10 protein-coding genes are annotated in these 13,669 nt (G+C 72.4%); 3 read left to right on the top strand and 7 right to left on the bottom strand.

The genetic code is table 11. The annotated features are described in order from the left end of the window. Nucleotides 1-6 precede the first annotated feature (6 nt). From ACIQAK_RS31730 to ACIQAK_RS31720, 3 genes are all read right to left on the bottom strand, one after another. Nucleotides 7-498 carry a succinate dehydrogenase hydrophobic membrane anchor subunit gene (locus tag ACIQAK_RS31730; RefSeq protein WP_366390914.1) on the bottom strand — a complete coding sequence of 164 codons (492 nt, stop codon included), beginning with the start codon at nucleotides 496-498 and terminating at the stop codon, nucleotides 7-9. Between the two features lie 5 nt (nucleotides 499-503). After that, nucleotides 504-884 (bottom strand): succinate dehydrogenase, cytochrome b556 subunit, encoded by a 381-nt coding sequence (gene sdhC, locus ACIQAK_RS31725; protein WP_010058610.1) that lies wholly within the window; start codon nucleotides 882-884, stop codon nucleotides 504-506. A gap of 227 nt (nucleotides 885-1,111) precedes the next feature. Then, nucleotides 1,112-1,642, bottom strand: a complete 531-nt coding sequence (locus ACIQAK_RS31720) for a 2-oxo-4-hydroxy-4-carboxy-5-ureidoimidazoline decarboxylase (RefSeq protein WP_401365666.1) — start codon at nucleotides 1,640-1,642, stop codon at nucleotides 1,112-1,114. A 457-nt stretch (nucleotides 1,643-2,099) separates the two neighbouring features. Between ACIQAK_RS31720 and ACIQAK_RS31715 the strand changes: the two genes are divergently transcribed. Next, complete coding sequence (locus tag ACIQAK_RS31715; protein WP_366390916.1) at nucleotides 2,100-3,710, top strand: family 20 glycosylhydrolase; 1,611 nt, start codon at nucleotides 2,100-2,102, stop codon at nucleotides 3,708-3,710. A 170-nt stretch (nucleotides 3,711-3,880) separates the two neighbouring features. After that, complete coding sequence (locus ACIQAK_RS31710; protein ID WP_366390917.1) at nucleotides 3,881-4,462, top strand: hypothetical protein; 582 nt, start codon at nucleotides 3,881-3,883, stop codon at nucleotides 4,460-4,462. A gap of 82 nt (nucleotides 4,463-4,544) precedes the next feature. Here ACIQAK_RS31710 and ACIQAK_RS31705 read toward each other — a convergent pair whose 3' ends face one another. The 3 genes from ACIQAK_RS31705 to ACIQAK_RS31695 form a co-directional block, all read right to left on the bottom strand. Next, on the bottom strand, nucleotides 4,545-5,972 hold the full coding sequence (locus ACIQAK_RS31705; protein ID WP_366390918.1) for an NAD(P)/FAD-dependent oxidoreductase: 1,428 nt from the start codon (nucleotides 5,970-5,972) through the stop codon (nucleotides 4,545-4,547). Nucleotides 5,973-6,163: 191 nt separating this feature from the next. Continuing rightward, nucleotides 6,164-7,051, bottom strand: a complete 888-nt coding sequence (locus tag ACIQAK_RS31700) for an NAD(P)-binding domain-containing protein (RefSeq protein ID WP_366390919.1) — start codon at nucleotides 7,049-7,051, stop codon at nucleotides 6,164-6,166. Between the two features lie 121 nt (nucleotides 7,052-7,172). Continuing rightward, on the bottom strand, nucleotides 7,173-8,348 hold the full coding sequence (locus ACIQAK_RS31695; protein WP_366390920.1) for an acyl-CoA dehydrogenase family protein: 1,176 nt from the start codon (nucleotides 8,346-8,348) through the stop codon (nucleotides 7,173-7,175). 222 nt (nucleotides 8,349-8,570) lie between these two features. Between ACIQAK_RS31695 and ACIQAK_RS31690 the strand changes: the two genes are divergently transcribed. Next, nucleotides 8,571-9,152: a maleylpyruvate isomerase N-terminal domain-containing protein gene (locus tag ACIQAK_RS31690; RefSeq protein WP_366390921.1), complete on the top strand. Its 582-nt coding sequence runs from the start codon at nucleotides 8,571-8,573 to the stop codon at nucleotides 9,150-9,152. A 65-nt stretch (nucleotides 9,153-9,217) separates the two neighbouring features. On the opposite strand, the gene ACIQAK_RS31685 is transcribed toward ACIQAK_RS31690, so the two are convergent. After that, on the bottom strand, nucleotides 9,218-13,669 hold a 4,452-nt coding region (locus ACIQAK_RS31685), incomplete at its 5' end, for a thioester reductase domain-containing protein (RefSeq protein ID WP_366390922.1).

Raw genomic sequence — 13,669 nt, 5'->3', positions numbered from 1 at the left:
CGGCGCCTAGCGGATGTTCGGGTCGAAGGTGAAGATCACCAGCGTGCCCAGCAGGACGGTGAACACCGTGGCGGTGTACAGGAGCATCTTCAGCCAGAAGCGGGTCTTGTCCCGTTCGGCGTAGTCGTTGATGACCGTACGGAGGCCGTTGGCGCCGTGGAGCATGGCGAGCCACAGCATCATCAGGTCCCAGACCTGCCAGAACGGCGAGGCCCAGCGGCCCGCCACGAAGGCGAAGCCGATCTTGGAGACACCGCCGTCGAGCACCAGCTGGATCAGCAGGTGGCCGAGGACGAGGACGACCAGGACGATGCCCGACAGGCGCATGAAGAGCCAGGCGTACATCTCGAAGTTGGTGCGCGATCCCTTGGGCGTCTTGGCCGTCCGCTGGCGCGGGGGCTCGATCACCGGGGCCGGGTGGTCGGCGTCGAATCGGAGCACGGGCTCAACACCCTCGACGTCGCCGATCGCGGCTGCGGAAGAAGTCTCACTGGACATGGGCCTCAGCTCCCGAAGACGTCGCGTACGGCGTGACCGAGGACGGGGTACAGGGCCCCGACCATCAGCACGATCCAGATGCCCAGCACGGTCCAGAGCATCTGCTTCTGGAAGCGCGGGCCCTTGGCCCAGAAGTCCACGGCGATGATCCGGAGACCGTTCAGCGCGTGGAAGAGAATGGCGGCCACGAGGCCGTATTCGAGGAGCGCGACGATCGGCGTCTTGTACGTGGCCACGACATCGTCGTAGGCCTCGGGGGAGACGCGGACGAGAGCGGTGTCCAGGACATGTACGAACAGGAAGAAGAAAATGAGGACACCGGTGACTCGATGAGCCACCCAGGACCACATGCCTTCCCGGCCGCGGTACAGCGTTCCAGCCGGCACGGAAGAACCCTCCGGGAGCGGGGATTGGGGTCGGCCGGCTTGACTGTCGGTCTGACCCGGCCGGGTACGGTCCACCGGCCCCGGCCATCGTAGCGACGCATTGTCGGTTCGTTCGCGCCGGGGCCTCTGGTGTGATCAAAGTGGCAATCAAACAGGCACGTACGGGCTAGAGCCGCCCTTCCCGGACGCTGTGCCCCGGGCCCTTCTCCGTCCGGGCGCCGCCGGGGTCACCAGCCCTCGGTCACCAGCTCGACCAGTCGGCTCCGGGCGAGTCGCCGCAGCTCGTCGGCGGTCACCGCCCGCTCCTCGTCCACCTCGTGCGTCAGCCTGACCCGGATGCCGGCCAGGACCTGGTCCACGGCCTGGGAGGGCGGGCACGCGTCCAGGCAGATCACGAAGGAATGGCCGAATCTGCTCTCGTACGCCGCGTGCGCGGCCCGCAGCGCGAGGTGGGCGGCGCGGGGTGCGTCGTGGTGCAGGCAGGGGGCGGGCTCGGCGGCGAGCGCCTCCGCGATGTCGCGGGGCGCCAGGTCGTACCCCGCCTCGTCGGAGGCGGCCAGCAGGGACGCCAGGTCCGGGAAGGGGCGGTGTGCGGCCATCCGGTGGGCCCAGCGGCGGCTGCCGCAGCACTCCAGGAGCGCGGCCTCGGCGGTGGCGAAGGGGGCCGCGTTGAAGCGGGCGAGACCGGCCGCCAGGTCGGCGGGCGGTACGCCGGGAGCCCCGCTCACCTGCGGCGGGCGGCGGTGCTGGACGGGTATGGCGGAGCGCCCGGCCGGGGGCGTGGACTGCCTGGGCAGGCCGGCGGGGGACTCGCTGGACCTGGACAGCGTGGACTCCTCGAATCAACGACATCTGTGACCCTGAAGAGGGGCAGGAGGGCGACAAGGTTGCCCGACGGGGCGTACGCGGGGTGGAAGTGGGGCGGTGTCGGGGTGGGAGTGTGATGTTCCCGGGGTGGAAGTGGGGCGAGAGACGAATGTGCCGCAACGCTAGCGAGATCGGTCGGCGGCCGTCCGGGGGATCGGCCGAAAATCACCCGAACGGGAGAGTTACGGAACGTTTGACGACCGCCTGACCTGCGGTGACCAGCGTCCCACCCGCCGCCCGCGCGTTCTCGATGGGCGGATCTTCAGCAAAAATGTCAACCTTTCAGCCTATTCACCCGTCCCTGCCCCCTATCTGTCCCCTGGCCCCTATCCCGGAGGAATCTGACCGATGTCGCCCACGCGTGGTGCCCTCGTCACCGGCGCGGCTGTCACAGCCGCGGCCGCCGTCGTCCTCACCGTCGTCGTCTGGCCGGAAGGCTCCGGCAGCCACCCCTCCCGCGACGCCGCGTCGCCGTCCGGGACCTCCGCGTCGGCGGCCGCCCCGTCGCCCACCCGCAGCTACCCGCTCTCCAGCGCGCCGAGCACCATCCCGGCGGTCCGCGAGCACACCTCCGCGCGCGGGCCGGGCTGGCGGCCGGGCGAGGACAGCACGGTCGTCATAGCCAAGGGCAGCCAGGTGCTCGCCGACGAGGCCCGGCTGCTCGCCAAGGAGCTGAAGATCCGCTACCGGGGGGCCCGGGCGCCCCGCGAGGGGGACGTCGAGCTGGTGCTCGGCGCGAAGGACGAGGGGCCCGCCGAGTCGTACACGCTCACCGTCCGCGACCGGAAGGTGCGGATCACCGGTCCCGACGAGTCGGGCGTCTTCTACGGCACCCGCACCCTCAAGCAGTCCCTCGCGGCGGACACGACCGTGCCCGAGGGCGTCGTCAACGACCGGCCCGACCGGCCGCAGCGCGGGCTCAACCTCGACATCGCGCGCAAGCACTACAGCGCCGGGTGGATCGAGGACCGCCTACGCGAGATGGGCGACCTCAAGCTCAACCAGCTCGGCCTGCACTTCTCCGACGACCAGGCCTTCCGGATCGAGTCGAAGACCCACCCCGAGGTGGTCTCGGACGAGGCCCTCAGCCAGGACGAGGTCCGCCGCATCGTCGGGCTCGCCAACAGCCTGCACATCGAGGTCGTCCCGGAGATCGACTCGCCCGGACACCTCGGAGCGGTGCTGCGCGCCCACCCCGACCTCCAGCTCCGCAACACCCAGGGCGTCGAGTCCCGGGGGTCCATCGACATCTCCGAGCCGGGGTCGGCGAAGCTGATCGACGAGCTGCTGGACGAGTACACCGACCTGTTCCCCGGGAAGTACTGGCACCTGGGCGCCGACGAGTACCAGGCGCTGATGGTCCGCGACCCCGCCGCCTCCTACCCGCAGCTCCAGCGGGCCGCCGAGCAGCAGCACGGCTCCGGCGCCACCATCGAGGACCTCGCCACCGGCTGGCTGAACGACCGGGCCGAGGTGGTCGAGCCCGAGGGCCGCACCGCCAAGGCGTGGAACGACGGCCTCTTCCGGGACTCGGAGGTCACGGCGGCCAAGAACATCGAGATCGAGTACTGGACCGGCAAGGAGATCGGCGCCCGGCCCCCGCAGGAGTACCTCGCCGAGGGCTACAAGATGCTCAACCTCAACGACGAGTTCCTGTACTACGTGCTCGGCGAGCCTAACCAGTTCGTCTACCCGACCGGCAAGCGGATCTACGAGCAGTGGACCCCGATGGTGCTGCGCGGCACCGAGCCGGTCGCTGAGCGCTACTCGCCACAGATCCTCGGCGGCCGGTTCGCCGTCTGGGGCGACCTGCCGAACGCCCAGACCACCCAGCAGGTCGCCGACGGCATCAGGATGCCGCTCGTCGCCACCTCCCAGAAGCTCTGGGACCCGCGGAAGCCGGAGCTGACCTGGGCGCAGTTCCAGGAGCTGGCGGAGCGGACGGGCAGCGCGGGCTGACGCCCCGGCCGTCCACGGCGGGCGGGGCGAGTGGGCCGAGCAGGTCGCGCCGCGTGCGCACCCCCGGGTCACCGCTCCGGCCGTTCCGGGCGCTCAATCGGTGACGGCCGCGCCGAAGTGACGCTATTCAGCCATTCGGCGCAGTAGGTGGTAGACCGAGGGAGACGTCGATGAGTCTGCTGGAACTGATCGGACGCGCCGACGAGCGAGCGCTCGCCGCCAGTGCCGTGGCCTGCCTGGACCGCTGCCTGCCGCTGCTCGCGGGACCGGAGGGGGCCGAGCCGCTGCGGCCGCTCTGGGCGAGCTGTGAGGGCGGGCGGGAATGGGCCACCTGCCTGGTGGCCGTCCGTACGGCGATGGACCACGAGTCCGTCGCCGACGGACCGGCGGCACGGGTGCGCGCGATGCTGGGGGCCGCCCCCTCCGACTTCGCTCCCGCGCCGCTGCGGGAGTGGGCGGACGCCTGCTCGCTGGTCGCGCTGGAGATCCACGGGCGGTTCGACGCCCCGGACGGGGACACCCCGCGGGACGCGGCCGGTCCGCCGAGGGCGGCGCGCGGCGGGGCGGCGGCCGACCTCGGGCCGCTGGTGGCGGGGGAGCTGGAGCGGCAGGTCCGCATCCTGGAGATCCTCGCGGAGACCACCGGCACGGCGGGCAGCGGAGCCGGGATGCGCAAAGCCCTGGACCTGTCCACGGAGGGGCGCCGGGTGCTGCGCGCGGTGATGTCGCGCCGGGCCCGCATCCGGGGCTGACGGCGACCGCTCCCCTCCGGGACCGGGTACGAACGGCTCCCCTCCCGCGCACCGGGTGCCAGCAGGGGAGCCGCTGTCGCCGTCAGTCCGCCAGGGCCGCCGCCTGGTCGGCGGCGCGCAGGCCGGACTCGATCGCGCCCTCGACGAACGCCCCGTACCAGCCGCTCGCTATGTCGGAGCCGGCGAAGACGACCTGGCCGTGCGGCTGCTGGATGGCGGGCAGCTGGCGCAGCAGCTGGCCGGGGCGGCGCAGCCCCCAGCCGCCGCGCGCGTAGGTGTCCTTGCTCCATTCCATCGCCCGGTGGCCGACGAGCGTGGCCCCGGGGATGAAGCGGCGCACGGCCGCCTGCACCGTCGCGCGGTCGGACACATTGAGCGAGGGGCCGCTGAAGCCGACGTACAGCCGTCCGCCGGGGAGCTCCTGCTGCGGGAGGAGCAGCTGGATCGGGCCGGTCTCGTCGGACTGCGCGTACACCGCGTCCGAGCTGCCGCGCACATGCAGCCACAGCTTGGTGGCGTGCGGTACGCCGACGCCCTCCCGGGTCGCGTCGGTGTGCACCTTCGGCAGGCCCGGCGTGAAGGCGATGGTCCCCCAGGTGTTGACGGGGGTGGCGACGACCACCACCCGCGAGCGGTACGTCTGTCCGCCGCCGAGACGCACCTGCGTCCACCCGCCACCGGCTCTGCTGACCGACGTGACCCGCGAGTTGAGGCGTACGGCCGCCTTGGACTCGGCGAACATCGCCGACAGCACCGAGGTCATGCCCCCGTCGGGCCGCAGGCTCATGGTGGAGTGGAACCCGTCGTACGTCCCGCCGGCCAGCTGGTACCACTGCGCCAGGCCGGTCAGCCCGCCCCAGTCGTTGCTGCCCGCGAAGGGCGCGGTGGAGCCCGCCACCCACTGGTGGTCCACGGGGGAGAGGTCCAGCTGCTTGATGCGGTCCGCCAGCGAGAGGCGGTCCACGGTCTCCAGCAGGTCCTTGCGGTGGAGCGGTTCCAGCGGGCGTGCGAAGTACTCGGCGGAGCCCGCGTAGAACTCGTCGAACAGGGTTCCGAGCCGGCCGAAGGTCTCCTCGGGCGCCGCGCTCCGGTAGCCGTTCCCGTCCGGCATGACGGCGACGGTCGGGGCGATGTCCAGGGTGGTGCCGACGGAGTAGCGCTGGAGCTCGCGTTCGACGAGGTGCTGGCCGGGGCCGAACCAGCCGCCGCCCAGTTCGACGCGCTCGCCGGCGAACGTGCTGGTCCACACGCGGCCGCCGATCCGGTCGCGGGCCTCCAGGACCAGCGTGGACAGACCGCGTGCCGTCAGCTCGCGGGCCACGGTGCCGCCCGCGTACCCGGCGCCGATGACGATCGCGTCCCAGGGGGCGTCCTCGGAGGCGTGGGCCGTTCCCGAACCGGCCGCGGCGACCGCCGAGGCGAGCGCCGTCGCCCCGGCCGCCTTGAGCAGGGACCGGCGGCCGACTCCGCGGGAGGTGCTGTGCGCGGGGGTATCGACGTGCGGACGCATGGAACTCCTTCTGGACGGGGTTGACCGGACGGTGGCGGGACTGCTGGGGCTCCGGGACGACCGGGCCGGGAGTGCGCAAGTGGCCCGAGGCGTACGGGACAAGCGGCCCGGGGCGTGCGGAAGGGGCCGGTGCGGCTGGTGACGCTCCGGCCCCTTCCGGGACGGACGGTGCGGCCGGGTGGCCGCTCAGCTCACGCCGAGGGCTTGCGGTACGCCTTGAGCACGGCCGCGTAGCTGTTCTTGGCGTGGCCCTGGGCGATGACGCGCTCCATCAACGCCTCGGAGTACTTGGGCAGTTCGGCGTCGATGCCCAGCGCCTCGCTCTCGTGCACCAGGTGCTTGAGCGCGGCCAGGTGCGTCTCCAGCGTGGCGTCGTTCGCGGGGAACTTGCCGTCGCCGGCGTCGATCTGGGCGGCGTAGTCGGTGGTGAACATCTTGATCGCGTCGAGCCACATGTGCGCCCAGGGCAGGAACTGCTGGGCGCCGACGCCCGCGGTCTCCACCACGGCGACACCGTGCAGGAAGCTGTTGAGCGTGCCCCACATGAGGCCGAGCAGCGACACGTCGTACAGCGCGGGCATGCCGTGGTCGGTGCCGAGGTACGTGGTGCCGCCGCCGAGCAGCTTGAGCGCGGGCTCGTACTTCTCGAACACGCTCTGCGTACCGGCGTAGAAGAGGACGGCGGTCTCGGTGCCGATGCCGGGCGGCGTGATCATGATCGCGCCGTCCAGGTAATCCACGCCCTGCTTCTCGGCCCACGCGGCCGTCTCGCGGCCCTGGTCCGACGAACCGGACGTCAGGTTCACGATGGTCTTGCCCCGGAGGGACTCGCCGAGCGAACCGATCACGTCGTGCATGTTGTCGTACGTCGACAGGCAGACCACCACCAGGTCGGCGGCGGCCACCGCCTCGGCGGGCGTGGCGGCCTGCACCGCGCCCTGCGAGACGAGCTGCTCGGCCTTGCCGGCCGAACGGTTCCACACGGTCGTCGTGTGGCCGGCCTTGAGGAACGCGGCGGCGAGCGCCTGTCCCATGAGGCCGAGGCCGATGACCGTCACCGGGGTGCGGTTGTCGCCCATGAATGATCCTCCAGTGCAATTGTTCTACGGGGTGAAAATGCGGGTGGTGGGAGCGCGGGATGAGAAATGAGGGTGGGTAAAGCCGCACAGGGTGTTACGGGAAAGCGTGGCGCGGGTGGGATCAGAGGAAGACGGTGCCCGGTTCCATACCGAGGAGCACCCTGCCCTGGAGCTCCAGATTCACATCGACCTGTGCCAGCGCGTGCAGGGAGAAACCCTGGATGTCGCGGTGGAAGCGCTGCAGATGGACGCTGCGCTGAATCACCGAGCCGCCGCTCGCGTTGAACAGGATCTCGACGGCCTCCTTCGCCAGCTGTGCCGCGAAACCGGTCTGGCCGCGCACCACGGCCTTCTCGGCGTCCGTCGGCTGCACACCGGCGTCGGCACGCTCCTGGAGCAGCGACAGCCAGCGCTCGGACAGCGCCTCGGCCGCGTCGATCTTGTTGGCCGCGGTCGCCACCTGGATCTGGGTGAGCGGGTGCAGCTTCTGGTCGGTCCAGTCCGTGTACGTGATGCCACGTCCGGGCACCCGCTCCAGGAACAGTTCGTACGCGCCGCGGGCGATACCGATGAAGACGGCCGCGCACTCGGCCATCACGAAGCTGAGCAGGCCGTAGTTGCGGCCCGTCGCACCGGTGTTGGAGCGGTCGCCCGTCGCGCTGACCATCACCTCTTCGAACCGGGTGACATGGTGCGCGGGGACGAAGACGTCCTTGGCGGTGGAGGTGGCGCTGCCGGTGGCCGAGCCCGCCGAGACGTGCCAGTCGTCGGCGACGGTCAGCTGGTCCATCGGGACGATGGCCATGACCTCTTCGTGGCTGCCGTCCGGGCGCTCCAGCATCGCCGCGGTGAAGTTCCAGTGGGCGCCGGGGGAGCCGGTGTTGAAGCGCCAGCTGCCGTTGAGGATGTAGCCGCCCTCGGTCTCCACCACCGTGCCGGTCGGCGCGAAGGCGCTGGAGATCCGGACCGAACCGGGGGCGAAGATCTCCTTCTGCGCCTCGTCCGGGTAGAGGGTGGCGGTCCAGGTGCTGCTCACCCAGACCATCGTCACCCAGGCGGTGGCGGGGCAGCCGCGCCCGATCTCGGTGATGACCTTGGCCTGGTCGGCCAGCGGCAGGTCCAGGCCGCCGAACCGGGCCGGCACGGCCATGCGGAACACGCCGGCCTTCTCCAGCAGGTCCAGGTTTTCCTCCGGGAGCCAGCGCTGCTCCTCACCCGCGAGCCCGTTCTCGCGGAGCGTGGGAATGCTGCTCCGCACTGCTTCCAGTACGGACGCCAGGTCGTCGTTCGTAGCCAATGCGGCTCCTCGGTCTTGGGGTTGGTTCTGCCGAACAAGAGGTGCACGCGGCCGACACTCTTCAGGCACGGGGAACACTACTGAAAGCGCGCGGGAAAGGAGTAAGCGTTTGCCCATTGGGCGGTCATGGGCAAACCAGGGTCCAGTCGGTCCCAATTACCGCTCAATTACCGGTGGATGACCGGGCGGCGCGGCCGATTTACTTGTGGCACCATCCATTCCATGAATCCTTCCTGGCCCGACCTCGTACGCTCCGCCGCCGACGAAAGCACCGCAGTTCTGGAGAAGGGCGCCGACAAGAACTGGTCCCGCAGGGCGGGGGACCTCGACTGGAGCGGCCGCGAGACCCTGTCGCACATCGCCCTGGGAGTCGTGGGGTACGCCGGGCTGCTCATCGCCCGGCCGACCGACCGCTACATCACGCTCTTCTCCTCGATCGACTCCCACGCCCCGGCCCCCGCGGCGCTGGAAGGCATCCGGATCGCGGGCACGCTGCTCGCCGGCACGGTCCGTGACACCGAGCCCGAGGCGCGCGCCTGGCACCCCTACGGGCACTCCGACGCGGCCGGCTTCGCCGCCATGGGCGTGCTCGAAATGGTCGTGCACGGCCGGGACATCGCACGGGGACTCGACATCGACTGGACCCCGCCGGCGGAGCTCTGCGCCCCGGTCGTGGAGCGGCTGTTCCCGCACGCGCCCACCGGCCACGACCCCGTCGAGACGCTGCTGTGGTGCACCGGACGCGCCGAACTGCCGGGCCTGCCCCGGCAGTCGGGCTGGCGCTGGGACGGCAGCGTCCGCTGACCGGCGCGAGAACGCCGCAAGGGGGCTGTCGGCCGACAGCCCCCTCCGCTGTTCCCGGCGTGTGCCTACGCGGCCGGCGCCGGCGGGAAGTGTCCTTCCTGGACGAAGAACGCGACGTACTTGTCGAAGAGTTCATCCGTCAGCGGCGGGCAGCTGATGCCGGTGCCCCGCAGGGCGAGCTCCGTGTCCGAGGTGTCGATCGGCGGGTAGAAGCCGTCCGTGTCCGACGTCATCATCTCGAAGGCGTGCAGCAGCGGCAGCAGCGCGTTGTCCCGGTCGGAGCGCACCGCCTCGGTCCACGCGCCGTGGTCGAGGTCCCGCAGCCCGTAGCCGAGGCCGCGCAGCCGGCGTACGCAGTCCGCCAGGCTCAGCGAGCTCTGGTTGAACAGGTGGAACGTTCCGCCGTCCGACGCGGGCAGACCCGACAGCGCGACGATCGCCCCGCTGACGTAGTCGACCGGCAACAGATGGAACCGGCCACCGGTGCCCACCGGCACCGCGCCGGACTGCACCAGACCCTTGAGCGTCAGCCACACGAAGTCCCGTGTCTGGCAAGCCCCGTTGACCTGGTCGCCGGAGATGACGTCGACCCGGTACACCGACACCGGCAGGCCGCGCTCCCGGGCGAGGCCGAGCACCTGCTCGGCCACCCACTTGCTCTGGAGGTATCCGCTGGGCAGCGCCTCGGCGGGCCCGGTCGCGTCCGTCGTCCGCAGCGGCACGCCCGGCGTCACCGGGCCGTCGAACACCCCGACGGTGGACACGTAGTGGACCGGCACCGTGCGGTGCCGCGCCGCCAGCCGCAGGATCTCCTCGGTGCCCCGGACGTTGGCGTCCCGGAGCGCCGCGTAGGGGTGCAGCCAGTGGACGGTGGCGCCCGCGTGGTGCACGACGTCCACCGTGCGGGCCAGGCCGTCGAAGACCTCCTCGGTCAGGCCGAGCCGCGGCCGGGCCAGGTCACCGGAGACCACCGACAGCCGGTCCGGGTCGATCTCGTCCCAGACGCGGTACCACTCCAGACTGCTCCGCAGCCGCTCGTACGCGGCCGTGTCGTCGGCGCCGCGCACCAGGCAGTGGATACGGGCCCGGGTACCGCGCATCAGATCGCGCAGCAGGAACGCCCCGAGGAAGCCGCTGGCCCCCGTGAGCAGCACCTCGCGCGGCTCCTCGACGGTCCGCACCACCACACCGGCGGGCCGGATCTCGTCGTCGAGCCGGATGTCCGCCGTGTGGTCGACGCCGGCCGCGGCCCCTCCGCCCTCGCCGCCGGGGCTCAGCTCCGCCAGCAGGTACGCGGCCAGCGCGTTCGGCGTCGGGTGGTCGAAGACCAGCGTCGCGGGCAGCCGCAGCCCGGTGCGCACCGCGAGCCGGTTGCGCAGCTCCACCGAGGTCAGCGAGTCGAGGCCCAGTTGCGGGAAGGACAGCGCGCCGCTGAAGCTCCCGGCGTCGGTGTGGCCGAGCGCCCCGGCGATCTCCTCGAGCACCGCGTCCCGCACCACGTCCAGCCGCCGCCCGTCCTCGAGACCGGCGAGCAGCTCACCGAGCGAGGCACCTCCCGCGGCCTCACCGCGCGCGAGCGGCCGCACGGTGCGGCGCACGAGCGAGGCGAACACCGGTGACACGCGCGGCTGTTCGCGCAGCGCGCCGAAGTCCAGCGGGGTGGCCACGGCGTCCGGGCGTCCGCTGCGCAGCGCCAGGTCCAGCAGCGCCGGGCCCTGTTCGGTGGCGACCGGCAGCAGCCCGCTGCGGGCGATGCGCCGGAGGTCGGCCTCGCTGAGCCCGCCGGTGAGCCCGGTCGCCTCGGCCCACAGGCCCCAGGCGATCGAGGTGGCCGGCAGGCCTTCGGCGGCGCGGTGCTGGGCCAGGGCGTCCAGGGCCGCGTTGGCGGCGGCGTAGTTCGACTGGCCGGGGCCGCCGACGAGGGCGGCGACCGAGGAGAACAGCACGAACGCGGTCACATCGAGGTGCCGGGTGAGGTCGTGCAGATGCCAGGCCGCGTCCGCCTTCGGGGCCAGCACCGACGCCAGCCGCCCGGGCGTCATCGCCGGCACGAGCCCGTCGTCGAGGATGCCCGCCGTGTGCACGACCCCGGTGAGCGGGTGCGCCCCGGGAATCCGGTCGATGAGCCCGGCCAGTTCGGCCCGGTCGGACACATCGCAGGCCCGTACGGTGACACTCGCCCCGAGCCCGGTGAGCTCGGCCACCAACTCCTGTGCACCAGGCGCCTGTTCGCCGCGACGGCTGACCAGGAGCAGATGGCGTACGCCGTGCCGGACGACCAGGTGCCGGGCGAAGAGCGCACCCAGCGACCCGGTACCACCGGTGATCAGGACGGTGCCCCCGGCGGTGAACGACGGGGCGGCGGGGACGCCGGTGGCCGCCGGTCGCGGGCGCCGGGCGCGGACCAGGCGCGGGAGCAGCACCGTGCCCCCGCGGATCGCGGCCTGGGGCTCGCCGGAGGCCACGGCGGCGGCCAGCGTCGCGGGGTCGGTGTCCCGGGGGGCGTCGATCAGGACGATGCGTCCGGGCGCCTCGGACTGGGCCGAGCGCAGCAGCCCCCAGGCGGCGGCCGCGCCCGGGTCGGTGACCGGGGCCCCCGCCTCGGTCGCCACGGCACCCGAGGTGACGACGACCAGCGGGGCGTCGGGATGCCCCTCGTCGGCCAGCCACCGCTGGGCGAGGGCCAGGGCCCGTTCGGTGGTCGCGCGTACCGAGGCGACGGGGTCACCGGGGGCGGTGGACTCCAGCCGCTCGATCACCGTGCCGGGGACCGGGGCGCCGGCCGGGGCGAGGGGCCGGGGCGCGGGCGTCCAGTCGAGGTGGAACAGGGCCTCGTGGTCGCGGGCCGCGCCGACCGCGACGCGCGCCGGGTCCACCGGGCGGACGGTCACGGCGGTGATGTCGGCGACCGGGTGACCGGACAGGTCGGTCACCCGCACGGCGACGGACCGCTCGCCGTCGGCGTCCCGGTGGCTCCCGGCCAGGGGCGTGAGGTGGGCCCGTACCCCGGTGGCCCCCGTGGCGTGCAGCCGCACCCCCCGCCACCCGGTGGCGGCGACGGGCCCGCCCACGACGGCGGCCAGCGGGTGCAGGGCCGCGTCGAGCAGCGCCGGGTGCAGCCCGAACAGAGGGCTCTGCGCGCCGAGTTCGTCGGTCAGTCGCAGCTCGGCGAAGAACTCCTCGCCGCTGCTCCAGAGCCCGGTGAGCGCCTGGAGTGCGGGCGCGTACGTCACCCCGGCCGCCGCGCACCGCTCGTACACCGCGTCGTGGGCGACCTCGGTCGCACCGGCGGGCGGCCACTGCGCCGCGGTTCCGGCGGACGGGGCGGGGCCGGCGGGCAGCCCCGCGAAGGCGCTCAGCGTGCCGTGGGCGTGGGTGGTCCAGGGCAGTTCGGCGTCCTCGGGCCGCGCGTGCACGGTGAGCGCGCGCCGCCCCTCGGCGTCGGGGGCGCCGAGCCTGATCTGCAGCTGGAGGCCGCTGTCGGCGGGCAGCACCAAGGCCTCGTCGACGACCAGTTCGTCGATCACACCGCAGCCCGCCTCGTCCCCGGCCCGTACCGCGAGCTCCACGAGCACCGCCTCGGGCAGTACCGTGGTGGCGCCGACGGAGCGCCCGCCGAGCCAGGCGGCGGTGTGCCGGGACAGCCGCCCGGTGAACACCCTCTCCTCGCCGCCGCCCAGTTCCAGGGCGGCGCCGAGCAGCGGATGCCCGGCGGCGGCGAGGCCGAGACCGGCCGCGTCGGCGGGGGCGTCGGCCGCCTCCAGCCAGTACCGCTCGTGCTGGAAGGCGTACGTCGGCAGCTCCACCCGGCGGGCGCCGGTGCCCGCGAAGTACGCGTCCCAGTCGATCCGTACGCCCGCCGCGTGCAGGGCGCCGAGGGCGGCGGCCAGCGTGTGCGGCTCGGACCGCTCGCGGCGCAGCAGGCTGATCGTGGTCGCCCCGGGGCCGGCCGTTTCCCCGGCGAGTGCGCTGAGGACGGTGTCGGGTCCTATTTCGAGGTAGGTGGTGACGCCGTGTTTTTCGAGGGTGTGGATGGTGTCGGCGAATTGGACGGTGTGGCGGAGTTGTCTGGTCCAGTAGTGGGGGTTTTGGAGTTCTTGGTGGGTGGTGGGTTGTCCGGTGAGGGTGGAGATGAGGGGGGTGGTGTGGGGGTGGGTGGTGATGGTTTTCGCGGTGGTGGCGTATGGGTGGAGTATGCCGTCCATGTGGGGGCTGTGGAAGGCGTGTGAGGTGGTGAGGGTGTGGGTTTTGTGGCCGGTGTTGTGGAGTTGGGTGGCGATGTGTTGGGCGGTGTGGGTGGTGCCGGAGATGACGGTGTTGTTGGGGGTGTTGATGGCGGCGATGTCGATGTGGTTTTCGTGGCCGGTGAGGTGGGGGCGGATGGTGTGGGGTGGTGCTTGGATGGCGATCATGGTGCCGCCGGGGGGTGCGGTTTGCATGAGGTGGGCGCGGGCGGTGACGAGTTTGGTGGCGTCGGTGAGGGTGAGGATGCCGGCGCAGTGGGCGGCGGCGATTTC

Source organism: Streptomyces sp. NPDC088706 (assembly GCF_044752765.1).
GTDB lineage: Bacteria > Actinomycetota > Actinomycetes > Streptomycetales > Streptomycetaceae > Streptomyces.
This window is presented reverse-complemented; position numbering and strand designations above follow the sequence as displayed.

What these genes read in the sequence shown, in the direction of transcription:
- ACIQAK_RS31710 (WP_366390917.1), top strand. Translation starts at nt 3,881, where the DNA reads ATGAGTCTGCTGGAACTGATCGGACGCGCCGACGAGCGAGCGCTCGCC.
- ACIQAK_RS31715 (WP_366390916.1), top strand. Translation starts at nt 2,100, where the DNA reads ATGTCGCCCACGCGTGGTGCCCTCGTCACCGGCGCGGCTGTCACAGCC.
- ACIQAK_RS31700 (WP_366390919.1), bottom strand. Translation starts at nt 7,051, where the DNA reads ATGGGCGACAACCGCACCCCGGTGACGGTCATCGGCCTCGGCCTCATG.
- ACIQAK_RS31705 (WP_366390918.1), bottom strand. Translation starts at nt 5,972, where the DNA reads ATGCGTCCGCACGTCGATACCCCCGCGCACAGCACCTCCCGCGGAGTC.
- ACIQAK_RS31690 (WP_366390921.1), top strand. Translation starts at nt 8,571, where the DNA reads ATGAATCCTTCCTGGCCCGACCTCGTACGCTCCGCCGCCGACGAAAGC.
- ACIQAK_RS31730 (WP_366390914.1), bottom strand. Translation starts at nt 498, where the DNA reads ATGTCCAGTGAGACTTCTTCCGCAGCCGCGATCGGCGACGTCGAGGGT.